We start from the raw sequence: 21,377 nt of genomic DNA, 5'->3' as shown, positions 1-21,377 counted from the left end.
TCAGCGCCTCTCTCCGCCCGGCGTGCGGACGAGGTAGGAGGAGGCGAGGATGAGCGCTGCGGAGATGACCAGCATGATCACCGCCATGCTCGCGCCCAGCTGGAAGTCGCGGATGTTGAGATAGGCCTTCGCCATGACCTGCGACATGGTCATGAAGCGGTCGCCGACGAGCAGGCCCGGCGTCACATAGGCCGCCACCGAAATGGAGAAGACGAGCGTCCCGCCCGCGATGATGCCGGGCATGGTGAGCGGCAGCGTCACGCGCAGGAAGGTGTGGACCGGGCCGGCACCGAGCGAGGCGGAAGCGTCGAGCAGGCGTGGATCCAGCATGCGCATGACCGAGTAGAGCGGCAGGATCATGAAGGGCAGAAAGACGTTGACCATGCCGAAATAGAGGCTGAACTCGGTGAAGACGAGCCGCATCGGCCGCTCGATGAAGCCGAGGTTGACGAGCATGAAGTTGATGATGCCGTCGCGGCGCATCATGATCGTCAGGCCGAAGGTCTTCACGACGATGGAAACGGTCAGCGGCAGGAAGATCAGCGCGAAGAGGATCACCTGCCAGGCGCCGCGGATGCGGGCCAGCGCCCAGGCGGCGGGATAGCCGATGATGAGGCACGCCCCGGTGGTGATGCAGGCGAGCTGCAGCGAATTGCCGATGATGCCGACATAGTAGGGGTCGCCGAGCACCTTGCGGTAGCCGGCGAGGCTGAAGCCGTCGCGATCGACGAAGCTGTCGCCGACCAGCATCAGAACCGGCACGGCAAAGGCGAGCGCCATGAAGACGAGGCCCGGCGCGGCGATCAGCGCCTTGGCGTCGAACGACCAGCGGGCGGGCCTCGCCGCCGGCATCACCGCCAGATCGTCTCGGGCGAGCGTCATCGGTCGGCACCGCCCGGTGCGGGAAAGACGCGGCTGTCGTCGAGCCGCCAGCGCACCGTCATCTCGACGCCGGGCGCGACGGTGTCCGGCAGCCGGTTCAGCTCGACGTGGAGACGGTCGCCGTCCTGCGCGGTGCGGAAGTGGAGGAGGGTGCGCGAGCCGAAATAGATGACCTCGGCGACGGTCCCCCGCACGGTGTTGTACTCGCCGGCCGGCCCTTCGCCCGCGGCGATCGCTTCCGGCCGGACGCCGACGACCACCTTGCTGCCGGTGAGAAAATGGCCCGGCGCCCGGATGATGCCGAAGGGGGTGTCGATCTCGACGATGCCGTCGCGCCCGCCCGTCACCACCCCGCCGATGCGGCTCGACTGGCCCACGAACTCCATCGTGTAGAGCGACTTCGGCCGGGCATAGACCTCGGATGGCGTACCGAGGTGCTCGATCCGCCCCTCGTTCATCACGGCGATGCGGTCGCTCATGACGAGCGCCTCGTCCTGGTCGTGGGTGACGAAAATCGACGTGATGCCGAGGTTGCGCAGGATGTGGCGCAGCTCGATCTGCATGGTCTCGCGCAGCTTGCGGTCGAGCGCCGAGAAGGGCTCGTCGAGGAGGAGGAGGCTCGGCTCCACCACCACGGCGCGCGCCACCGCGATGCGCTGCTGCTGGCCGCCGGAGAGCGCCGTCACGGCACGGTCGGCGAAGGCCTCCATGCGCACGAGCCCGAGGGCGTCCGCCACCTTCTTCGCCTGTTCGGCCTTCGGCACGCCCTTGGCCCTGAGACCATAGGCGATGTTCTCCGCGACAGTCAGATGCGGAAACAGCGCATAGTTCTGGAACACCACGCCGATGTTGCGCCGGTGGGCGGCGACCCGCGTCAGGTCGCGCCCGCCCACCTCGATCGCGCCCTGGTCGGGCGCGAGCAGGCCGGCGATCAGCCGCAGCAGAGTCGTCTTTCCGCAGCCCGACGGGCCGAGGAGCGAGACGAACTCGGCCCGTCCGACGGAGAGGCTCAGGCTGTCGAGAACGGTGGCGGCCCCGAAACGCTTGGTGACGTTGGAGACCGCCAGGTATCCCGGCTCATGCTGTGCCTCTGCCGCGGGCGGCAGGGCCGTCGCCTGCTGGCTCATCGCGAGGAAACTTCACGCTCGAAGCGCTCGATCATCGCGTTGCGATTGTCGGCGAAATACTCCCAGTCGAGCGCGATGAGTTCGGGGAAGCTGATGCCCTGCGGCAGGACCGTCTTGGCGTTGGTGGGCTTCGACCAGAAGGTCCGGGCGATGAGGGCCTGCGTCTCCGGGTTCAGCATCTCGTTGATGAAGGCGATGCCGAGGTCCTGGTTGGGGCCGCCCTCGACCAGCGCAACGCCGGCGGGCATGGCGAGCACGCCTTCCTTGGGCATTCCCTGGTCGACAGGCGCGCCCTGCGCCTTGCGGAACAGCGTCGTGCGGGAATCCGGCGCCATGTAGAGGTCGCACTCGCCCGTCTCGAGCAACTGCTGGGCCTGCGGCGCGTTGGACGAGACCTGGATGACGTTCGGGCGCAGCTCCTTCAGCCGCTCGATGCCCGCGCCCCACTCCTTCAGCGCCTGATCGAGAGGCTTCTTGGTGGCGTAGGAGGCGGCCGCGACGAGCGGCGCCACCGCCTGCGTGATGCGCATCGAGATCATGATGATGCGCTCGCGGAATTTGCGGTCCCAGGCGTCGTTGTAGGAGGCGAGCCCCTGCGGCAGGGCGCGGTTGTTGTAGGAGAACGAGCACATCGGCTGGCACCAGTTCACCCACATGGCGTCGCGCGGCTTCGCTGCAGCCGGCACGTCGGCGAGGTTGGTGATGTCGGCGGGGAGCTTCCGGATGACCTTCTCGCGCTCGGCGAGGACGAGGACGGGATCGTCCATCATCGTCACCGTCATCGTCGGACGCGCCTTGTTGGCGCGGATCTTCTCCAGGTTGATCAGCGAGTTGGTCCCCTCGAAGAGGATCTTCATGTTGTGCTTGCGCTCGATGACCGGGAACAGGATGTCCGTCAGCCCCGGCGAGGCGGGGCCGCCGACGAAGATCTCGCGGGTCTGGCCGCGCACGATGTTGGGAAAGCCGGTCACGGCGAGGAGCGAGCCGGCGGCGAATGTACGGCGCGAGATGCGGGTCGGGGAGGCCATTCTGCGTCATCCTTGCGTGAGGAAGCGGCGTTGCGCTCGACCGGATCGCTCGCAAGCGCCGTGCCAGCCGGGCGATGGATATGACGTTACGTCAGGTGAGGGTGCCGTCGACGGCGTTGAACGGCGTCGGGAAACGCTGGAGCGGCGTGATCATGGGGTAGGGCTCCCGCGCGATGAAACGCCCGCCGCCCGCGGCGCCGACAACGGTCTCGCCGTCGAAGACCTTATGTCCGCGCAGGTAGGTGGCGACGGGGTAGCCCTGCGTCCGGTAGCCCTCGTAGGGCGTATAGTCGCCGCCGTGGTGCATCAGGGCGTTGGTCAGGGTCACCGCCTTTTCCGGGTCCCAGATCACGAAGTCGGCGTCGCTGCCGACGGCGAGGCTGCCCTTCTGTGGGAAGAGGCCGAAAAGCTTCGCCGGATTGGTGCTGGTGAGACGGACGAAGGTCTGCAGGTCGATGCGGCCCTTCGAGACCCCTTCGGTGAAGAGGACGGGTAGCCGCGCTGCGAGCCCGGGGATGCCGTTCGGCACTTTGTTGAAGGGGGCGGGGTCGCCCGCGAACTTCTTGCCCTTGGGGTCGTCGAAGCGGGTCGGCGAATGGTCCGAGGAGATGACCTCGATGACCCCGCGCTTCAGATAGCCCCAGAGGGCCTCCTGGTCGGCCTCGGTCCGCGCCGGGGGGCCGAAGATGTACTTGGCACCCTCGAAACCGGGCCGGTCCAGGTCGGCGGCCGTCAGCGTCAGGTAATGGACACAGGTCTCGCCCCAGACCTTGAGCCCGCGGGCCTGCGCCCGGGCGATCTCCTCGGCTGACTGGGCCCCCGACACGTGGAAGATCTGGATGGGGACGTCGAGCGCCTCCGCGAGGCTGATGATCCTGTATACAGCCTCCCGCTCGGCGATCATTGGTTTGGCATATGCATGAAATTTAGGCACAGTTAATTCAGCAGAGACCAACTGTTCAGTTAGCCAGGCGATCAGGTCGTGGTTCTCCGCGTGGACGCAGACCAGAGCCTCGTTGCGGCGCGCCGCCGCCAGCACGCGCAGCACCTGGCGGTCGTCGAGGCGGACGCCGTCATAGGTCATGAAGACCTTCACCGACCGGCAGCCTTCGGCAATCAGCTGCGGCAGTTCCACCTCCAGGACCTCCGGCGTCGGGTCGGTCACGGTGAGGTGGAAGGAATAGTCGACCCGGGCCTTCTGCGCCTTGATCCGGTAGTCCGCGGCGACGGCGGCGAGCGAGCCGCCTTTCGGTTGCCACGCGAAGCAGACGACGGTGGTCGTGCCGCCCGCGGCGGCCGAGGCGGTGCCGCTCTCCCAGGTGTCGCACATCTCGGGCCCGAGCCCGGTCTGTTCGAGATGGACGTGGGTATCGACCCCGCCGGGAAGGATCAGCATGCCGGACGCGTCAATGACCTCCGCGCTTGTCCCGAGATTCTCCCCGACGGCGGCGACCAGACCGTCGCGGATCGCCAGATCGGCCCGGAAAACGTCGCTGGCGGTCGCGATGGTGCCGCCGCGAACGATCATGTCGTAATCTGCCATGGGGCATCTCCTCGGCGCCGTCACCGCGGCGCTGCGAGGGATGGGTCAGCAACTGTCGTGCCGAATGCCCGGCGCGCGTCACCCGGAGCGGAGGTCGTCGGCCCGCTGCGGTTTCACGCCGCGCTGCGGACCCAGCGCCACGCCTCGTCGAGGTCGTCGAGGGGGAAGGCCCGCGCCTCGACGGGGGACAGGGGCGACATCAGCGTGATCATGGCCTTGGCCCAGGCGGGCGCGCCGACCACGGCATAGCGGCGGACGTGGAACACGGAGCGTGCCTGAGCCTTCAGGCTCTCCATGTCGAAGACGGCCCCCATTTCCGCGCCGTCGTAATGGTGCATCACGAGAATGATGTCGATGACGTCGGCCTTGGCGAAGGCATCCTGAACCTGGCCCGCCATCCACGCGATGTCGGCCTTGTCGATCCTGCCCCAGATTTCGAAGCCCAGCAGATCGGGGCGTCCCGTCTCCTGCCGTCGGATGGAGCGCCCCGGCGCCGATGCGATGGTCATGGATGTCGCTCCTCGCAGGTCGTCCGGCGCGCCGGGACCGGGGTCGACCCCGTTACCCGCCGCACCGTTCCAATCCGGAGGCCGCCTTCAGGTTCCGTATCGCTTCGCTCCGGCGACACAGGCGACCACGGCGACCGTCGCGCCGATCATCGCCGCGCTCACCGGCTCGCCGAGGAGGGTGGCCGCGAGGGCGAGGCCGAAGAAGGGCTGCAGCAGTTGCAACTGGCCGACCGCGCCGATGCCGCCGAGGGCGAGGCCGCGATACCAGAACACGAAGCCGATCAGCATGCTGAACAGCGACACATAGGCGAGGCCGATCCACGCCGGCGCGGTGACGGCGCTGAACGAGGCCGGTCGGCTCGCCGCCGCGAGGACCGCCATCACCGGCAGCGACAGCGCCAGGGCCCAGGAGATGACCTGCCAGCCCCCGAGCCGGCGCGACAGTTTCGCGCCTTCCGCATAACCGAGGCCGCACACCAGCACGGCCGCCAGCATCAGCAGGTCCCCGGTGACCGAGGACGCGCCGCCGTTGGAGAAGGCAAAGCCCGCCACGAGGGCACTGCCGAGGCAGGAGAAGATCCAGAAGGCGGGCCTCGGCCTCTCCCCGGCGCGCAGGACGCCGAAGGTGGCCGTGGCGAGCGGCAACAGGCCGATGAAGACGATCGAACGCGCGGCGCTGATGTGCTGCAGGGCGAGCGCCGTCATCAGCGGGAACCCCACCACCACGCCGAGGGCGACGACCGCGAGCGGCGTGAGGTCGCTGCGGAGCGGCCTCCTCACGCGGAAGACCGCGATCAGTCCGACCGCGAGGACCCCTGCGATGGTCGCCCTGAGCCCGGTGAGGAAGATCGGCTCGAAGTGGACCACCGCGACGCGCGTCGCCGGCAAGGATCCGCTGAAGATGATCACGCCGAGGAGGCCGTTGATCCAGCCTTCCGTAGCCCTGTCCATTGTCGCACCTCCCATGGGTCGCCGCACCATGCAGACGGGTGCTGGCTCTTCAAGGGACGCTTCGGTACAATTTTGGGAAACTGTCATCAGCCAGTGAGCAGTACGGATGGATCGCCATGACGCCGGCCTCCCGGGAAGTCTCACGGATCGCGTGGTCGGTGAGGTCAGGCAACGCGTCCTGACCCGTGCCCTAGGGCCCGGCGCCCGCCTGCCGTCGATCCGCGCCTTCGCAGCGGCGATGAAGGTGTCGAAGTCCACCGTCGTCGAGGCCTACGAGCGCCTGTCCGCCGAGGGGGTCATCCGCTCCCGCCCAGGCTCCGGCTTCTATGTCGATGCGCCGCTGGCGCCGCTGTCCCTCGCCGATCTCGGCCCGAAGTTGGATCAGGAGGTGGATCCGCTCTGGATCACCCGGCAATCGCTCGGCCGCAACGAGGACCTTCTGAAGCCCGGATGCGGCTGGCTGCCGCCCTCGTGGATGCCGCAAGAGAGCCTGCGTCGTGCCCTGCGGACAATGGCGCGCGCGGATGCGGTCGCGCTCACCGACTACGGCACGCCGCTCGGCCTGCCTGCGCTGCGGCAGGTCATCGTTCGTCGGCTGCTGGGGCAGGGGATCGAGGTCTCGTCCGACCAGATCATCCTCACCGAATCCGGCACCCAGGCGCTGGACCTCGTCTGCCGGTTCCTCATCGAGCCGGGCGACACGGTCCTCGTCGACGATCCCTGCTACTTCAATTTCCACGCCCTGCTGCGGGCGCACCGGGCGCAGGTGGTCTCGGTGCCCTATACCCCGCAGGGTCCGGACCTCGAGCTCTTCGAACAGGCGCTCCTCCAGCACCGCCCGCGGCTCTACATCACCAATTCCGGCATCCACAACCCGACCGGCGCGACCCTGTCCCCGATCGTCGCCCATCGCCTCCTCAAGCTCGCCGAGCGCGCCGATCTGACCATCCTCGAGGACGACATCTTCGCCGACTTCGAGGACAGGGCGGCGCCGCGGCTCGCCGCCTTCGACGGGCTCCAGCGGGTGATCTCCTGCGGAAGCTTCTCCAAGACGCTGTCCGCCTCGGTCCGTTGCGGGTTCCTGGCCTGCAGGCCCTCGTGGGTCCAGGGTCTCGCGGACCTGAAGATCGCCACGACCTTCGGTGGCGCCGGCCTTTCCGCGGAACTGGTGCTCGCGGCCCTGACGGACGGGGCCTACCGGCGCCACGTGGTGGCGCTGCGCGCCCGGCTCGCCGGGGCGCGGGCCGAGACGAGCGCGAAGTTGAAGGAACTCGGGCTCACCCCCTGGCTCGAGCCGGAGGCTGGCATGTTCCTCTGGTGCAGGCTGCCGCGGGATCTCGATGCGGCGGAGGTCGCGCGCCGCGCCCTCGCGGACAACGTCGTCCTCGCGCCAGGCAACGCCTTCAGCCTGTCGCAGACCGCCCGCGGCTTCCTGCGCTTCAACGTCGCCCAGTGTTCCGACCCCCGCATCTTCGCGATTCTGCGCAAGGCGATGCGGTCGGCATCCTGACGCGTCTTCCGTCACTCCGCCAGTTCGCGCATGACGGTGATGAGGTCGCTCTTGCCCTCGAAGCCGATGCCGGGGAGGTCCGGCATGGTGATCCGGCCGTTCTCGACCCTCACGCCGTCCGGGAACCCGCCATAGGGCTGGAACAGGTCGGGGTAGCTCTCGTTGCCGCCGAGGCCGAGGCCGGCGGCGATGTTGAGCGACATCTGGTGGCCGCCATGGGGAATGCAGCGTGCGGGTGACCAGCCGCATTCAGCCAGCACGTCCAGCGTGCGCAGGTACTCGACGAGGCCGTAGGAGAGCGCGCAGTCGAACTGCAGCCAGTCGCGGTCCGGCCTCATGCCGCCATAGCGCAGGAGGTTGCGGGCATCCTGGTGGCTGAAGAGGTTCTCGCCCGTGGCCATGGGGCCGGGATAGAAGCCGGCGAGCGCGGCCTGCAGCGCATAGTCGAGCGGGTCGCCGGCCTCCTCGTACCAGAACAGCGGGTAGTCCCTGAGCATCCTGGCATAGGCGATCGCAGTCTCGAGGTCGAAGCGGCCGTTGGCGTCCACCGCGAGCCGCGCCCCGGTTCCGATTTCGGCGAGGACGGCCTCGATGCGGCGGCGGTCCTCGTCCAGCGGCGCGCCGCCGATCTTCATCTTCACGACGGTGTAGCCGCGGTCGAGATAGGACCGCATCTCGGCCCGCAGCGCGGCGTCGTCCTTGCCCGGATAATAGTAGCCGCCTGCCGCATAGACGAAGACCGAGGGCTCGGCCTCGCGCCCGTGCGCATCGGCCAGCAGCCGAAACAGCGGCTTGCCGGCGATCTTCGCGGTGGCGTCCCAGATCGCCATGTCCAGCGTGCCGACGGCGACCGAGCGCTCGCCGTGGCCGCCCGGCTTCTCGTTCGCCATCATCGCCGCCCAGATGCGGTGCGGGTCGAGATTGTTGCCGGCATCGTTGACGAGGCTCTTTGGCTCCGCCTCGAGGATGCGCCCGCGGAACCGCTCGCGGATGAGCCCGCCCTGGCCGTAGCGGCCGTTCGAGTTGAATCCGTAGCCGACGACCCGCCGCCCGTCGCGCACGACGTCGGTCACGACCGCGACGAGGCTCGCCGTCATTTTCGAGAAGTCGATGTAGGCATTGCGGATCGGCGAGGCGATCGGCTTGGTGACTTCGCAGATATCGACGATGCGCATGCCCTGGCTCCCGCGTGTCTGGCCTCCGCTCCCGTGCTCGTCCCCTGGGAAGAGCTCGCGACGGCCCTGTTCGGCTCTCGATCGCAGAATTCGCCCTCTCCAGTCCAATGCCGATCATGCTAGAATCCATGCCGGCTGTGCATGGGATAGGCGCCGTGGATATCGGTTTGATCGAGGATCTCGTCGCCCTGGTGCGGCACCAGACCTTTTCGCGCGCCGCGGACGCTCGCCATGTGACTCAACCCGCCTTCAGCCGGCGCATCCAGATGCTCGAACGCTGGGTGGGGGTACCGCTCGTCCGCAGGCTTCCGCGCCGCGCGGTGCTGACGCCGGCGGGCGAACGCTTCCACGCCCTGGTCGAGGCCATGCCTCAGGCCCTCAGACTGGCCCGGTCCGAAGCCCTGGAGGCAGCCGGACGGGCTGAAAGGGCCCTCACCATCGCCGCAACGCATGCGCTTTCCTTCACCTTCTTTCCCGAATGGGCTCGGTCGAACATCGATGCCGGTCGTCTCGGGGCCCTCAGCCTGCTGTCCGACAGCATGGATGCCTGCGAGCAGATGATGCTCTCGGGTGAGGCGGACTTCCTCCTGTGCCATCGCCACGCGACCGACGGCGGCCTTCTTCCCGCAGCCCGCTTCGCCTGCCGGCAGGTCGGGTCTGACGTCCTCGCGCCGTTCTGTGCGCCCGATGGATCGGGAAGGCCGCGGTGGTCCGTCGCGCCCGCGTCGCCGGGCGAACCGGCGCCCTTCCTGTCCTACGCGCCCGAGTCGGGCCTCGGCAGGATCCTGGCGGCCGACTGGCGGGCGCGCAGCGCCGCGCCGCGGGTCACGAAGGTCCTGGAGGCGCGGCTGGCGACGGCCCTGCTGCGCCTCGCCGAGGACGGCCGTGGCATCGCCTGGCTGCCGCTGTCGCTCGTCTCCGACAGTCTGCGCGGCCGGCGGCTGGTGAGCGCCTCGGGGGACGATCGCTGGACCATTCCCTTGCAGATCGTGCTCCGCCGGCCGGTGGGGCCGCTGGGGGCGGCCGCCGAGGCGCTGTGGCGCGGGCTCCCCGCCGATCCCGCTTGAAACAATTCCCTCTTGCAGTGCAACATAGTGCACGGCGGGCAGTTGGGAACGTGTCATCGCTGTATCGGCATGACCGCAGGGGACAGCCGCATGCGCAGCATTTCCGACACGATCGCCCGCCTGAAATCGGGCCGCGGACTGGCTGGCGCTCACCCGCCGCCGATCTCACGGCTGTCGAGGCTCGCCGACTTCGGCGCCAATCCGGGCGCGCTCGGCGCCCACATCTACGTTCCCGCGAACCTGCCGCGCAACGCGCCACTCGTCGTCGCCCTGCACGGCTGTACCCAGACCGCCGCCGGCTATGATCATGGCACGGGCTGGTCCCGTCTCGCCGACCGCCACGGCTTCGCCCTGCTGTTTCCCGAGCAGCAGCGGCCGAACAACGCCAACCTCTGCTTCAACTGGTTCGCACCCCAGCATGTCGCACGCGGCTCCGGAGAGGCCCTGTCGATCGCGCGGATGGTCGATGCGGTGGTGCAGGGGCACGGAATAGACCGGACCCGGATCTACATCACCGGGTTGTCCGCGGGCGGGGCCATGACCGCTGCGATGCTGGCGACCTATCCCGAGTTGTTCGCGGGCGGCGCCATCATCGCCGGGCTGCCGTTCGGGTGTGCCGGTTCAGTGCCGGAGGCCTTCGACCGGATGCGCGGCCACGGGCTGCCTTCCGAGCGGGAGCTGGAGGCGACAGTTCGGCAGGCCTCGAGGCATCAGGGCCCCTGGCCCACGCTCTCGCTCTGGCACGGCACCGCCGACGCGACCGTCGCGCCCGTCAACATGGACGCCCTCGTCGGGCAATGGCGCGGTCTGCATGGCCTTGCGCGGGAGAGTTCGGAACGGAACGCCCTCGGCCGGCATCGGCAGCGGGTCTGGCGCGATGCCGCCGGCACGGCCCGGATCGAGGCCTATGAGATCACGGGGATGGGCCACGGCACGCCGCTCGACGGTACCGACGACATCGGGGCGCCCGGCGCCTTCATGCTCGATGCGGGGATTTCCTCGACCCGCCACATCGCCCGCTTCTGGCAATTGACCGCCCCGGGTAGCGAGCTGTCCTTGCCGGAAGAGGATCGTGCAGAGAGATCGTCCCCGCGGCCCACGAGGCCGGTCGACGAGGCGCCTGCGCTCCCCTGGCAGGGCGGAACGTCTTCCGGAGGCGTCGGCAAAGTCATCGAGGATGCGCTGCGGGCGGCTGGACTGATGCGTTAGCCGGCGATCGCGAAGACCGCCATGCCCGCAATGACCAGAATGCCGAAGACTGCGAAGGCGACATTGACGTGGTGCATCGACCTTTCTCCTGAAGGTCTAACGCACGAGGTCGCCGCTCGGCTCCGTGGTATCGAGGTCGGGTGCGAAAAAATCGGGGTTCACAGGGCGGCGGCCAGGATCATCGCCGCAGCGGCGGCCGATATGCAGGCGACGGAAAGGAGCAATCGCCAGGGCATGAGACTTCCGATCAGACGGCAAGCGTGGGGTGTCCCGCGCTTTCGGCCCGAAGACGTAACAGCTGGTGCGACAGACTGTTCCCGCCTGGCCTCGGTCGGACGGCCTCTCGCCGCGCCCGCCTTCCGTTCCGGGGACCGTGCCTCAGCCCATTCCGGGTCGGGCAGGGCTCGCCGTAGCTCACCGAGCAATTGCAGATGGATTCGTGTTCTCCGCGAGTCTATGGCTATGGAATGGGGATCGCGGGCTGCACACGAAAACAGCTGAACGCAGTCGTCGCGGCGGTCGCGATGGTGGTCGCCGTTCTCCTGTCGTATCCCGCCTCCGCGACCTCCAGCGTCTTCGTCGGACCCCGTGCGGACTACCTCATCGACCTGCCGGGAACGCTGACGATCGCCGATGTCACCAGTCCCACCGGCGCCGCCCGCTTCACGCGCGCCGACGGCGTGAAGGCAGCGAACTACGGCGCCGCGCACGGTCCCCATGCAGCGATGTGGCTGCGCTTCGTCGTGCCCCGTGAGCTTGCCACGGAAGGCGGCTCGCTCGTGCTCACCCTCCGGGAAGCCCGCGTCCGCACCCTTGACCTCTACTGGCCCCGTGGCAACGGCCTCGAGACGCGGGCCTGGCGTCTGGGCGTGCCGGCCGAAACGGCCCTTCTGTCGACGCGATATCCGACGGTCGCGCTGCCGGAGGCGGCGCGCGGCGAGACCGTCTTCATCCGCTTCCACACACCCTCGTCGATGCGGGCCGCCGTCTGGGCGCAGAATGCATCGAGCTATCTGACCACCTATGCGGCCGAGACGATGTTCTTCGGCGTGATCTTCGGTGTTCTTCTGGCGCTGCTGGTCTATTTCGCGGCGGGTGCGATCGCCAGCCGTGACGCGGCCACGGGCGCCCTCGCCATCCTGACCCTGAGCTTCGTCTGCCACATCATGGGCGATCAGGCGTTCATCGAGACCTACATCATTCCGGGGGCGGCGGATCTGTCCCGCGTCGTCTCCATCACGGCGACCTTCGCCATCTACACGACTTCGCTCTTCTATGCGGTCCGGGCCCTGCACGTGCGCGAGAGCTTTCCGCGGGCCGCGCGCGTGCTGGAGGCCGCTGTCGTGCTGCTGGTGATCCTGACCCTGGCGGCAGCGGTTGCGACGGCCCTCGGATCGCCCCTCCTGCGGCGGTTCAGTCCCGTCATCGGCCTCACCACCATCGTCACCGTCCTGTCGCTGGTCGTGGCGACGGCGATGGTGCAGGTGCGCCGCTCGCTCGTCTTCGTCCTGTGCTGGGGGCCGGCGCTGGCGACGGGCATCGCCCGGCTCATGCCCGACCTCGTCCCGCAGGAAGGCTTCAACCCCATCCTGATCAATCTTCTCTACCCGGCCTTCGCGACCTCGCTCCTTCTGGCCGGCATCGCGGCGGCAAACGACATCCGTGCCCGGCAGAACGCGCTCACCCAGGCCGTCGCCGAGAACGCTGCCCGCATCCAGGCCTTTGCCGAGAGTGCATCGGACAGCTTCTGGGAAACGGATGCGTCCGGACGCATCACCTTCGCCTCAGGCCCGGCCTGCGCCGTGGCGGGTTTCTCCATCGGGCAGCAGGTCCAGGCGGTGCTGGAGCAGGACGGCCCGGCCCGTCTGAAGGCGGGGGCGGCCCTCTCGCGGGCGCCCCTGCTACGGGGGGACGCGGCGGGCGGCGTCCGCCACCTGCACCTCTCGGCGGTGCCCATCGCGGGTGGCGGCTGGCGGGGGATCGTCTCGGACGTGACGGACGACGTCGTCGAAGCCGAACGGAGCAACCGGCAGCGCCGGATGGCGGCGATCGGACAGATGGCCGGCGGCGTCGCCCATGAGATCAACAACCTGCTCCATCCTGTGATCAACCTCAGCCGGCGGGCAGGGGAATCCTTCGCCGAGAGCGACGAGCGGCGGCGTTGGCTGGAGATCGTGCGCACGTCCGGCCTGCGGGCTGCCGAAATCGTCTCGGCCCTGCTGGCCTCCGTCCGGCCCGTGCCGGGCGAGGGCAAACGGGCGCCGGTGGGCACCGCTCTCGCCGTCATCATCGACGAGGTGCAGGCGCTGGTCCCGGCGTCGGCGACGCTGGACGCAAGGATCGGGACCGACGACGGCCCGGTGGTTCCCGTGACCGAGGTGTTCCAGGTCGTCGCCAATCTCGTGACGAACGCCGTCCACGCGACGAGTGGCGGCGGTGTCGTCCGCCTGACCTACGCCGCAGCCGAGGGGCCCTCGGGCAAGACGTTCGAGCTCGCCGTCGCCGACGACGGTGTCGGCATGGACGAGGCGGTCCTGTCGCGGGCATCCGAGCCCTTCTTCACGACCAAGTCGCTGGGTGAGGGCACTGGACTCGGACTGTCGATCGTGCACGGGCTTGCGTTGAGCTGGGGCGGCGAGCTGAAGATCGCGTCGGTACCGGGCAAGGGGACGTGCGTCACGATCATGCTGCCGCGAGCGGAACCAACCGCTCGGGAAGGGGAGGCGATGGATGAACATTCTCGTGGTTGACGACGTCCCTGCCATGCAGGTGTCCATCGCCGCCGCTCTCGAGGCAGCCGGTCACACGGTGAGCACGGCCTCCAGCGGCAGCCGGGCCCTCGCCTGTGTGGAAGACGGCGACTTCGACGTCATCGTCACCGACATCTGGATGCCGGACGGTGATGGGCTTCGCCTGATCAAGCAGGTCAGGGAGCGCCCCGATGCCCCCAGGGTCATCGTCATCACCGGGGGTGGCCCCAAGCTGTCGATCGAACTCGCGGGATCGCTGGCCGAGGTCTGGGGGGCAGACCACGTCCTCGTGAAGCCTTTCGACGACCGCCGCCTCGTGGCCCTGGTGGAAGGGCTCAGGCCTCCGGGGTGAGGCCTTCCTCACCGTCGGCGCCCTGCAGGCGGAACAGGACCGATTCCAGCGCCAGGGCGAGCACCTTGCGGTCCGGCGCGGACAGGCCCTCCAGCGCTTCGACCATGCCGAGCATGGGGTCCTTGCCGAGCAGGGCCTGTCCGGCTTCCGTCACCTCGACCAGCTCGAACCGGCCGCGCGTCGCCTCGCTCTTCTTGAGGAGCCCCTTGCCGATCAACGTGCGGACCGTGCGGGACACGGGACCGAAGGCCATGCCCTGGTAGGCGGCGAGGGCGCTGGCGCTGCGCAGTCCGGGCTCGGCGCCCGCGAAATAGCGCAGGGCGGTCCACTGCGCCGGAAACAGCCCATGACTATGACCGCGAGAGTGGATCGCGCGGCTGGTCTGCTCGACGAGCCGGGCCAAAAGGGCCGTCTGAATTGTTCTGGTCGCCATCGGCAGCCTGCATGCTGGAACCTCGGCACGACCGCGCCGGGCCCCCAGGCACCGATCCCCTGATACGGCGAACGGCGCCGGTTGCCCGTCCGGGGGCGCGGGGTGCAACTTGCGCCCGACATAGCCGGCTCACCCCGATGCGCGCAAGCGGGCGATGGGCGTCGGCAGTGAGGCAATGTGGCTCACCCGGCTCGAGCGAACCTCAGTTTACCCCGTCCGCATCTTCCCACCGATCACCGATGAGCCGAAATGCAACCAAGCGAACCGCGGTATCCCAATGCCGCGTCAGCCGTGACGACATGTATAGCTCAGTGAGCTACAAAGCTGATCCTCGGCGTAGCACGATATTGGTTTTCAGAAAAACTGGCGGTGCGCTCTGAAGGCCGATGGGCTGCATATGTATAGAGTGCAAAACCGCTGGTGAGATTTACGATAAACTGTGAAGAACTGAATGTATACACAATAATAACCCCGTAAAATCCGAAGGAAAGACGCGCGAAAAACGCAGAGCGAGCCAATTGACGACTGATGTAAGCACCAATAGGCTTTGGGGAAATCGAATGACGCCTACGGAAGCGGTTCACGATATCGTCGGGACGGGGCGTCGGGGCGACGGGGAGGGATCCATGAGGCTTTCGGCGATTGCGGCGGTTGCCCTGACGGGCGGCGCTCTGCTCCTGCACGCACCCGTCGCTCAGGCGGCGGGGTGCGGCGGCTACGTCAACGTGTTCGTGTCGGGTTGCGCCCCCTGGGACAACAACCCCCGCCGCATGCCGGGCGCCCCCGGCTACGCGGCGCCGCGTCTGACGGCACCGCGGATCGCGGCCCCGGCTCCACCGCCGCGGATCGTCGCACCGACGACGGGCAACCGGTTCATTTCAGACCAGGGTGGTGGGCTGATCAGCAACAATCGGGGTGGCGTCATCGCGCGTGACGGAGCCAGCCTCGGCGGCAACAGCGCCGGCTCGATGCGTCGTTGAGGATCATGACCATGAAGCACCTCTCGGCCTCAGCTGTCGTCGGCCTCGTCACCCTTGCGGCGGTGACGCTGCCGCAGCCTGCTCGGGCAGCCGGCTGCGGCGGCTACGTCAACGTTTTCGTCTCGGGCTGCGCGCCTTGGGACAACAATCCCCGTCGCATGCCCGGGGCGCCCGGCTATGCCGCCCCGCGCCCGACGTCACCGGTGATCGGGCAGCCGCGGATCGTTTCGCCGCCAAGAGTCATCCCACAGCCGACCTTTGGCGGAGGCCGGATCGTTGGAGACCACGGGGGCGGCCTCATCAGCAACAACCGGGGCGGCCTCATCTCCGATAACGGACTGGGCGCCCGCGGCAGCACCATGCGGCGGTGATGGGCCGAGGCATCGTCCGCGGCCAACGCTCGATGCCCGCGGTGATGCACAGAAGCCACATACGTCACTGAATAGCTCACTGAGCCTGCGTTGGGCTTGTATGCCCTGAAGGCCGATGCGATGCCGTGTGGGTCTGAGATTGGAGAAGCCTCCGTGGTGAAGCGTTACGTGACCGCACTCGGGATCGCCGCAATCATGCTCCCCGCATGGGGGGCGGATGTGGCGGCTCAGGCCCAGCCCGTCGGAACCGCCGTGCAGGTGTCGTCGGGATGGGCGCTCGTCTTCGACACAGAGGCCCGTTACACCTCGTGGTCGGGTCCGCGCGGCTTTCCCAACAGCTATGCTCCCGGTACGCCGGCCCGCGGCTCGCTGTTCCACATGCCGATGGCGATGGCGCTCACCGGCCTCGTCAATCCCGACCTCAAGCTGGAGCTCCTCGCCCGCACCGGCCTCGTCGAGGCCCGCCAGAATGCGGGCGGCGGCCTCGTCGGTACCGTGAGGACCATGACGGACACCGTCGTCTCGGGCACCGTCACCTGGCTCGGAACCCCCGGCATCCAGCCCTTCTTCGCGCTCAACGCCAACCTTCCCACCGGCAGCGCCTATCTCAACGGAACGTCGGCCTTCGCCCGCATGGATCCCGATCTCGTCGAGGTCCCCACCTTCGGCGAGGGCTTCAACCTCGGAGCAACTCTCGGCGCCAACGTGCCGATCGGTGAGAATTCCATGGCGACCTTCAGCGTCAGCCATACCCATCGCGGCGGCTTCACCCGCGACCCCACCGACATCTTCGGCGGCCCCGACACGCGCATCCAGCCGGGTGCATCGACCTCGGGCACGGCGCAGCTGGCTCACATGATGGGGGCTCTGCTGTTGCGCGCCGCGGCGACCTATACCTACACGAGTGCGACGCGGATCGACGGCGGCCTCGCCGTCATCCAGGGCGATTCCTTCGCTCTGACCGGCACCGCGGCCTATACCTGGAGCCCGGAGCACCAGACGACCTTCACGGCCGCCTACAGCCACACCCGGTCCAACGCCAATTTCATCCTGGCGCTGAACCAGTTCCAGCGTGAAGCCTTCAACTCGAACAGCAACGCCCTGCGGCTTCGCCTCGACCATTCCTGGCGCGTGACGCAGGACTGGACGCTCGGCGTCTATGGCACCTGGTTCAACCGCGACGCCAACGCCTATATCCCGACGGCCTTCCAGTTCATCCCCGCCAAGACGAAATGGGGCCTGGGCGGTTCCGCCCGCTATCAGGTGGCGCCGAACGCCGCGATCACCGGCCGCTTCGAGCACTTCTGGGTCAACCAGTCGAGCAGGCCGGACATCGACTTCGGCGGCGTCATCCCCGGCAGCGCCATTCCCGCCCTGTCGTTCACCGGGTGGACCGTGTCCCTCGGCGGCAACATCACGTTCTGAGGCACCCCATGCGCACCCTCACCGCAGCATTCGCTCTCGCCCTGGCCATGGCGCCGCAGGCGGCGACGGCCCAGCAGCCTCAGGCCATATGTCCGGAGGGCCGGACGTTGCAGGGCACCTGCGTCAATCCCGCGCTGGCGCAGGCCGCCCGGACCATCGCCAACGTGCGGGGCCAGTCGCGTCTGTCCTATTTCATCCTGCCGGTCCTGCCGAGCCAGGACAACGCGGCCCGCGACCCCACCCTGCGCAACCTGCGGGCCTTCTACGAGATCGACGTCGTGCATCCGTGAGGAGCGCGCGGGCGCTCCTGCGTCCGTGCCGTCAGCGCTCCGGAGTTCCAGCCCCCGGGAGGACCCGACGATGAGGACAGCCTGTTTCCTCGCTTCCGCCGCGCTCGTCGCGGCGACCCTGACCTCCAGCGCCCCTGCGCTCGCCGCAGGTTGCGGCGGTTACGTCAACGTCTGGGTGTCCGGCTGCGCCCCGTGGGACAACAACCCGCGCCGCATGCCCGGCGCGCCGGGTTACCAGGCGCCGCGCGCCACGGCTCCCGTAGCCCAGCCGCGGTTTGTCCAGCAGCCCCCCTCGACCCGACCGGCCCTGCAGCCGGGCGGCATCAACGCGCGCAGCGGCCTCATTTCGGAACGCGGCGGCAGCCTCATCTCGGATCGCGGCGGCGGGCTCATCTCGGACCGCGGCGGCGCACTCATCGGCAAGATTCGGTAATCCGAGCCGCAAGATCGGGCCGCGAGGCACGGCTCGACGGCCTGACGCCGCTCCTAGACCCCGCGGAACAGGGCGAGGCCCCAGGGGGAGAACTTCAGGGGCAGGTGCACGTGCGGCCCCGGATCGTCGATGACGAACCGGAAGTCGAGACGATCGAGGAAGGGGCAGGGAATGCCTCGGGGCGTATAGAAGTCGCGGATGGCGAACGAAGCGACGTAGACGCCGGCGACTATTCCCTCGCCCGCGGCGACGGGGTGGTCGAGCATCCCGTTGGTTCCGAGGGTCCCCTCGGCCACGGTGACGTCGTCGGGCGCGATGCGCCGGATCGTGACCCACATCCCCGTCGCAGCATGGCCGCTGACGACATCGACGGCATGGAGCGAAATTCCTCCGGCGGTCATTCCGTGATCCTCAAGGTGTGCGGGCGAGAGCCCTGACGCGATCGTCAGCGGCGGGCAGGAAGCGGGGGTCGAAGACCGCGGCTGTCGCCGGCCGGCGGCGGAGGCCCTTGACCTTTGCCACGAGGTCGATGGCCCGGTCGAGACGGGCGGGGTCCACGGCGCCGATGCCGTGGATGGCACCGTCGGGATGCGCCATCTCGAGGGCGAGCGTTCCCCTCAGCCGCGCGAGGTTGGCCATTACGTCGATGCCGGGGTCGCGCCGCTGCACGGCGGCGATCCCCGATGGAGGATCGGCAACCACATCCGCCAGAGCCCGGTTGACGGCCCGCACGAAGCCGCGGACCGCATCGGGATGCGCGGCAATGAAGGCCGGGCTGGCGATGACCGCCGCGCCGCAGAGGTCGGGGACGATGGTCCGCCATTCGAAATGGCGAAAGCGCGCCGGGTCGAGCCCGGCCTCGATGGCGGCCGATGCCAGGGTGTTGACGAAGCCGAACAGCCCGTCCGCTTGGCCCTCGAGGACGAGGGGCAGCATCTCGCGGTGATGGCGGGCGTCGGGTGTCACGGTCACGCGCGCAGGATCGAGGCTCGTCGCTGCGGCGAAGGTGTCGAACATCTTCCAGGCAGCATCATTGGCATGGCTGAGAAGCTTCCGTCCCGCCAGATCGCCGGGCGTCCTGACGGGCCCGTCCGCTGCCACCGCGATCGTGTAGGGCGAGGTGTTGTGCATGATGAAGACGGCGGGGGGAGCGACGCCCGGGGCTTCCGCGGCGAGGGTGATCACCGCATTGAGGTCGCCGTAGCCGAGATCGAAGGCGCCGGATGCGACCTTCGGGACGGCGTTGGCGAGGGTGTCGCCGGGAACGAAGGTGACCTCGAGTCCCTCCGCGGCGAAGTAGCCCTTGTCGTCCGCGACGAAGAACCAGGCCTGGGGGCCGGAGACGAAGGTGTTGAGAATGAAGCGGACGTGGAGCATGGCCGCTAGTCCGCGTTCAGCGCGGTCTCGCGCGTCCGCTTGAAGCTGGGCAGGGCCATCAGCAGGAGCATGGCCACGGTCGCCAGCAGGAGGAAGGCGCTGATCGGCCGCGTGACGAAGGGCTCCAGGCTGCCGCCGGAGAGGATCATCGCCCGCTTCAGGTTCTCCTCCATCATGGGGGCGAGGATGAAGCCGAGCAGCAGAGGCGTCGGCTCGAAGCCGAGCTTGATCAGCAGATAGCCGACGACGCCGAACCCGACGGCGAGATAGACGTCGAAGGCCGAGTTGTTGATCGAGTAGACCCCGATGCAGCAGAAGAACAGGATCGCCGGATAGAGGATGCGATAGGGGACCTGGAGCAGCTTCACCCATAGCCCGACGAGGGGCAGGTTGAGGACGACCAGCAGTAGATTGCCGACCCACATCGAGGCGATCATGCCCCAGAAGAGCTGGGCGTGCTCCACCATGACCTTGGGGCTCGGGGCGATGCCCTGGATCGTCATCGCCCCGGCCATCACCGCCATGATGGCGTTCGAGGGCACGCCGAGGGTGAGCAGCGGCACGAAAGAGGTCTGGGCCCCCGCATTGTTGGCGGCCTCCGGCGCCGCGACGCCTTCCGGCGCACCCTGCCCGAACCGTTCCGGGGTGTCCGACAGCTTCTTCTCGATGGCATAGGCGCCGAAGGAGGCGAGGAGCGCGCCGCCACCGGGGAGCACGCCGAGAACCGACCCTATCAGCGTTCCCCGCAGCGTCGGGCCGACCGAGCGGCTGATTTCCTCGCGGCTGGGAAACAGGTCCCGCATCGCCACGGGCGCGACGCGCTGCAGGTCCTTTTCCAGGTTCAGGATGATCTCGCTGATGCCGAAGAAACCGACGGCGAGGGCGACGAAATTCACCCCCTCCGCCAGCGCCGGAACGCCGAAGGTCAGCCGCGGCATCGGCGAGTTCGCATCGGGCCCGACGAGGCCGAGGAAGGCGCCGGCCAGGATCATGATGATCGCCTTGGCGAGCGAGCCCGAGGCGAGGATGACCGAGGCGACGAGGCCGAGCACCATCAGGGAAAAGTACTCGGCGGGGCCGAACTTCAGCGCCAGCTGCGCCATGAGCGGCCCGGCGACGGCGATGAGGAGGGTGGCGACAGTGCCGGCGACGAAGGAGGCGAGGGCGGCGATCGACAGGGCGGCACCTGCACGCCCCTTCTGGGCCATGGCATAGCCGTCGAGCACGGTCGCCACCGACGAGGCCTCGCCGGGGAGCTTGACCAGGATGGCGGTGGTCGAGCCGCCATACTGGGCGCCGTAATAGATGCCGGCGAGCATGATCAGGGAGGTGGCCGGCGGCAGATGGAAGGTGACCGGCAGCAGCATCGACATGGTCGCAACCGCGCCGATGCCCGGCAGCACCCCGATCAGCGTGCCGAGCAGCACCCCGACGAAGCAGAACAGGATGTTGACCGGCGTGATGGCGACCGAGAAGCCGAGACCGATATTGGCAATGAGATCCATCGGACGCCCCCCGTCTCACCTGGGCCAGATCGGAATGGCGAGCTTGAGCCCGACGATGAAGACGAGCACCGCGCCCGCCGCGAGACATCCGGCGATGAGAGGGGTTTCCCGCCAGCGGCTGATGGGGCTGGCGAGGCCCGCGAGCAGGGTCATGCCCACCACGGCGATCACCATGCCGTACCTGTCGATCGAGGCGCCGAAGAAGAGGACGGCTGCGGAAATGGCGACCAGCGGCCTCAGGTGCAGGTCGGGAATGGGCGGATGGGTGCGCAGCACGGCCAGCCCCGTCATCGCCAGCCCGGCCACGACCAGCGCCCAGGCGACCAGGCGCGGCAGATAGCCGGGGCCCATGTCGTTCGCGGTCCCGATGTCCAGCGACCCGATCGCAGACAGTCCGAGAACGCCGAAGGCGACGACCAGCAACCCCGACGCCACCTCGCTGTTGATGAGCCGCCGCATG

At 68.5% G+C, this 21,377-nt stretch carries 22 protein-coding genes; 10 read left to right on the top strand and 12 right to left on the bottom strand.

What is annotated here, in order from left to right:
• From ACT6XY_RS03135 to ACT6XY_RS03110, 6 genes are all read right to left on the bottom strand, one after another.
• Complete coding sequence (locus ACT6XY_RS03135) at positions 1-882, bottom strand: ABC transporter permease (protein WP_444746871.1); 882 nt, start codon at positions 880-882, stop codon at positions 1-3.
• Positions 879-2,009, bottom strand: coding sequence for an ABC transporter ATP-binding protein (locus ACT6XY_RS03130; protein ID WP_444746870.1), 1,131 nt, complete (start codon positions 2,007-2,009; stop codon positions 879-881). Before ACT6XY_RS03130 ends, ACT6XY_RS03135 begins: the two co-directional genes overlap by 4 nt.
• The gene (locus ACT6XY_RS03125) at positions 2,006-3,037 is read right to left on the bottom strand and encodes an extracellular solute-binding protein (protein WP_444746869.1); all 1,032 of its coding nucleotides are present in this window, start codon (positions 3,035-3,037) and stop codon (positions 2,006-2,008) included. Before ACT6XY_RS03125 ends, ACT6XY_RS03130 begins: the two co-directional genes overlap by 4 nt.
• 91 nt (positions 3,038-3,128) lie before the next feature.
• Positions 3,129-4,580, bottom strand: coding sequence for a dihydropyrimidinase (hydA, locus tag ACT6XY_RS03120; RefSeq protein WP_444746868.1), 1,452 nt, complete (start codon positions 4,578-4,580; stop codon positions 3,129-3,131).
• A gap of 113 nt (positions 4,581-4,693) precedes the next feature.
• Positions 4,694-5,089, bottom strand: coding sequence for an STAS/SEC14 domain-containing protein (locus ACT6XY_RS03115; protein WP_444746867.1), 396 nt, complete (start codon positions 5,087-5,089; stop codon positions 4,694-4,696).
• Between the two features lie 87 nt (positions 5,090-5,176).
• Positions 5,177-6,040, bottom strand: a complete 864-nt coding sequence (locus ACT6XY_RS03110; RefSeq protein WP_444746866.1) for a DMT family transporter — start codon at positions 6,038-6,040, stop codon at positions 5,177-5,179.
• Positions 6,041-6,146: 106 nt separating this feature from the next.
• Here ACT6XY_RS03110 and ACT6XY_RS03105 point away from each other — a divergent pair, with 106 nt between their 5' ends.
• On the top strand, positions 6,147-7,550 hold the full coding sequence (locus ACT6XY_RS03105; protein ID WP_444746865.1) for an aminotransferase-like domain-containing protein: 1,404 nt from the start codon (positions 6,147-6,149) through the stop codon (positions 7,548-7,550).
• A gap of 11 nt (positions 7,551-7,561) precedes the next feature.
• Here the strand turns inward: ACT6XY_RS03105 and ACT6XY_RS03100 are convergent, their stop codons facing one another.
• The gene (locus tag ACT6XY_RS03100) at positions 7,562-8,725 is read right to left on the bottom strand and encodes a mandelate racemase/muconate lactonizing enzyme family protein (RefSeq protein WP_444746864.1); all 1,164 of its coding nucleotides are present in this window, start codon (positions 8,723-8,725) and stop codon (positions 7,562-7,564) included.
• Between the two features lie 155 nt (positions 8,726-8,880).
• Between ACT6XY_RS03100 and ACT6XY_RS03095 the strand changes: the two genes are divergently transcribed.
• From ACT6XY_RS03095 to ACT6XY_RS03080, 4 genes are all read left to right on the top strand, one after another.
• Positions 8,881-9,792, top strand: coding sequence for a LysR family transcriptional regulator (locus tag ACT6XY_RS03095; protein WP_444746863.1), 912 nt, complete (start codon positions 8,881-8,883; stop codon positions 9,790-9,792).
• Between the two features lie 90 nt (positions 9,793-9,882).
• Positions 9,883-11,001 carry an extracellular catalytic domain type 1 short-chain-length polyhydroxyalkanoate depolymerase gene (locus ACT6XY_RS03090; RefSeq protein WP_444746862.1) on the top strand — a complete coding sequence of 373 codons (1,119 nt, stop codon included), beginning with the start codon at positions 9,883-9,885 and terminating at the stop codon, positions 10,999-11,001.
• 524 nt (positions 11,002-11,525) lie between these two features.
• Positions 11,526-13,751 carry an ATP-binding protein gene (locus tag ACT6XY_RS03085; protein WP_444746861.1) on the top strand — a complete coding sequence of 742 codons (2,226 nt, stop codon included), beginning with the start codon at positions 11,526-11,528 and terminating at the stop codon, positions 13,749-13,751.
• Positions 13,732-14,103, top strand: coding sequence for a response regulator (locus ACT6XY_RS03080; protein WP_444746860.1), 372 nt, complete (start codon positions 13,732-13,734; stop codon positions 14,101-14,103). Before ACT6XY_RS03085 ends, ACT6XY_RS03080 begins: the two co-directional genes overlap by 20 nt.
• Here the strand turns inward: ACT6XY_RS03080 and ACT6XY_RS03075 are convergent.
• Positions 14,087-14,536 carry a MarR family winged helix-turn-helix transcriptional regulator gene (locus ACT6XY_RS03075; protein ID WP_444746859.1) on the bottom strand — a complete coding sequence of 150 codons (450 nt, stop codon included), beginning with the start codon at positions 14,534-14,536 and terminating at the stop codon, positions 14,087-14,089. The two genes, ACT6XY_RS03080 and ACT6XY_RS03075, sit on opposite strands and share 17 nt — an antisense overlap.
• Positions 14,537-15,162: 626 nt before the next feature.
• Between ACT6XY_RS03075 and ACT6XY_RS03070 the strand changes: the two genes are divergently transcribed.
• The 5 genes from ACT6XY_RS03070 to ACT6XY_RS03050 all read left to right on the top strand — a co-directional run bounded on the left by ACT6XY_RS03070 (position 15,163) and on the right by ACT6XY_RS03050 (position 18,035).
• The gene (locus tag ACT6XY_RS03070; RefSeq protein ID WP_444746858.1) at positions 15,163-15,516 is read left to right on the top strand and encodes a hypothetical protein; all 354 of its coding nucleotides are present in this window, start codon (positions 15,163-15,165) and stop codon (positions 15,514-15,516) included.
• A gap of 11 nt (positions 15,517-15,527) precedes the next feature.
• Positions 15,528-15,887, top strand: coding sequence for a hypothetical protein (locus ACT6XY_RS03065; RefSeq protein ID WP_444746857.1), 360 nt, complete (start codon positions 15,528-15,530; stop codon positions 15,885-15,887).
• Between the two features lie 153 nt (positions 15,888-16,040).
• Positions 16,041-17,312 carry a hypothetical protein gene (locus tag ACT6XY_RS03060; protein WP_444746856.1) on the top strand — a complete coding sequence of 424 codons (1,272 nt, stop codon included), beginning with the start codon at positions 16,041-16,043 and terminating at the stop codon, positions 17,310-17,312.
• Between the two features lie 8 nt (positions 17,313-17,320).
• Positions 17,321-17,602 (top strand): hypothetical protein, encoded by a 282-nt coding sequence (locus ACT6XY_RS03055; protein WP_444746855.1) that lies wholly within the window; start codon positions 17,321-17,323, stop codon positions 17,600-17,602.
• Between the two features lie 70 nt (positions 17,603-17,672).
• Entirely contained in the window at positions 17,673-18,035 is a 363-nt protein-coding gene (locus ACT6XY_RS03050) for a hypothetical protein (protein WP_444746854.1), read from the top strand.
• A gap of 53 nt (positions 18,036-18,088) precedes the next feature.
• Here the strand turns inward: ACT6XY_RS03050 and ACT6XY_RS03045 are convergent, their stop codons facing one another.
• Genes ACT6XY_RS03045 through ACT6XY_RS03030 form a run of 4 tightly spaced genes read right to left on the bottom strand, consistent with a single transcriptional unit; the run spans position 18,089 to position 21,376 of the window.
• A complete protein-coding gene (locus tag ACT6XY_RS03045; protein WP_444746853.1) occupies positions 18,089-18,436 on the bottom strand; it encodes a hydroxyisourate hydrolase in 348 nt (115 codons plus the stop codon).
• Between the two features lie 10 nt (positions 18,437-18,446).
• Positions 18,447-19,412, bottom strand: coding sequence for an ABC transporter substrate-binding protein (locus ACT6XY_RS03040; RefSeq protein WP_444746852.1), 966 nt, complete (start codon positions 19,410-19,412; stop codon positions 18,447-18,449).
• 5 nt (positions 19,413-19,417) lie between these two features.
• Positions 19,418-20,917 (bottom strand): tripartite tricarboxylate transporter permease, encoded by a 1,500-nt coding sequence (locus ACT6XY_RS03035; RefSeq protein WP_444746851.1) that lies wholly within the window; start codon positions 20,915-20,917, stop codon positions 19,418-19,420.
• Between the two features lie 15 nt (positions 20,918-20,932).
• The gene (locus ACT6XY_RS03030) at positions 20,933-21,376 is read right to left on the bottom strand and encodes a tripartite tricarboxylate transporter TctB family protein (RefSeq protein WP_444746850.1); all 444 of its coding nucleotides are present in this window, start codon (positions 21,374-21,376) and stop codon (positions 20,933-20,935) included.
• Between the last annotated feature and the right edge of the window lies 1 nt (position 21,377).

The organism is Phreatobacter sp., assembly GCF_052440005.1.
Taxonomy (GTDB): Bacteria; Pseudomonadota; Alphaproteobacteria; order Rhizobiales; family Phreatobacteraceae; genus Phreatobacter.
The sequence above is the reverse complement of the archived record's forward strand: the minus strand, read 5'-3'. Positions and strand labels throughout refer to the sequence as shown.

Excerpts from the sequence above, each read along its gene's own strand:
- ACT6XY_RS03135 (WP_444746871.1), bottom strand. The coding sequence starts at position 882 with ATGACGCTCGCCCGAGACGATCTGGCGGTGATGCCGGCGGCGAGGCCC.
- ACT6XY_RS03130 (WP_444746870.1), bottom strand. The coding sequence starts at position 2,009 with ATGAGCCAGCAGGCGACGGCCCTGCCGCCCGCGGCAGAGGCACAGCAT.
- ACT6XY_RS03125 (WP_444746869.1), bottom strand. The coding sequence starts at position 3,037 with ATGGCCTCCCCGACCCGCATCTCGCGCCGTACATTCGCCGCCGGCTCG.
- hydA (WP_444746868.1), bottom strand. The coding sequence starts at position 4,580 with ATGGCAGATTACGACATGATCGTTCGCGGCGGCACCATCGCGACCGCC.
- ACT6XY_RS03115 (WP_444746867.1), bottom strand. The coding sequence starts at position 5,089 with ATGACCATCGCATCGGCGCCGGGGCGCTCCATCCGACGGCAGGAGACG.
- ACT6XY_RS03110 (WP_444746866.1), bottom strand. The coding sequence starts at position 6,040 with ATGGACAGGGCTACGGAAGGCTGGATCAACGGCCTCCTCGGCGTGATC.
- ACT6XY_RS03105 (WP_444746865.1), top strand. The coding sequence starts at position 6,147 with ATGGATCGCCATGACGCCGGCCTCCCGGGAAGTCTCACGGATCGCGTG.
- ACT6XY_RS03100 (WP_444746864.1), bottom strand. The coding sequence starts at position 8,725 with ATGCGCATCGTCGATATCTGCGAAGTCACCAAGCCGATCGCCTCGCCG.
- ACT6XY_RS03090 (WP_444746862.1), top strand. The coding sequence starts at position 9,883 with ATGCGCAGCATTTCCGACACGATCGCCCGCCTGAAATCGGGCCGCGGA.
- ACT6XY_RS03085 (WP_444746861.1), top strand. The coding sequence starts at position 11,526 with ATGGTGGTCGCCGTTCTCCTGTCGTATCCCGCCTCCGCGACCTCCAGC.
- ACT6XY_RS03080 (WP_444746860.1), top strand. The coding sequence starts at position 13,732 with ATGAACATTCTCGTGGTTGACGACGTCCCTGCCATGCAGGTGTCCATC.
- ACT6XY_RS03075 (WP_444746859.1), bottom strand. The coding sequence starts at position 14,536 with ATGGCGACCAGAACAATTCAGACGGCCCTTTTGGCCCGGCTCGTCGAG.
- ACT6XY_RS03070 (WP_444746858.1), top strand. The coding sequence starts at position 15,163 with ATGAGGCTTTCGGCGATTGCGGCGGTTGCCCTGACGGGCGGCGCTCTG.
- ACT6XY_RS03065 (WP_444746857.1), top strand. The coding sequence starts at position 15,528 with ATGAAGCACCTCTCGGCCTCAGCTGTCGTCGGCCTCGTCACCCTTGCG.
- ACT6XY_RS03055 (WP_444746855.1), top strand. The coding sequence starts at position 17,321 with ATGCGCACCCTCACCGCAGCATTCGCTCTCGCCCTGGCCATGGCGCCG.
- ACT6XY_RS03050 (WP_444746854.1), top strand. The coding sequence starts at position 17,673 with ATGAGGACAGCCTGTTTCCTCGCTTCCGCCGCGCTCGTCGCGGCGACC.
- ACT6XY_RS03045 (WP_444746853.1), bottom strand. The coding sequence starts at position 18,436 with ATGACCGCCGGAGGAATTTCGCTCCATGCCGTCGATGTCGTCAGCGGC.
- ACT6XY_RS03040 (WP_444746852.1), bottom strand. The coding sequence starts at position 19,412 with ATGCTCCACGTCCGCTTCATTCTCAACACCTTCGTCTCCGGCCCCCAG.
- ACT6XY_RS03035 (WP_444746851.1), bottom strand. The coding sequence starts at position 20,917 with ATGGATCTCATTGCCAATATCGGTCTCGGCTTCTCGGTCGCCATCACG.
- ACT6XY_RS03030 (WP_444746850.1), bottom strand. The coding sequence starts at position 21,376 with ATGCGGCGGCTCATCAACAGCGAGGTGGCGTCGGGGTTGCTGGTCGTC.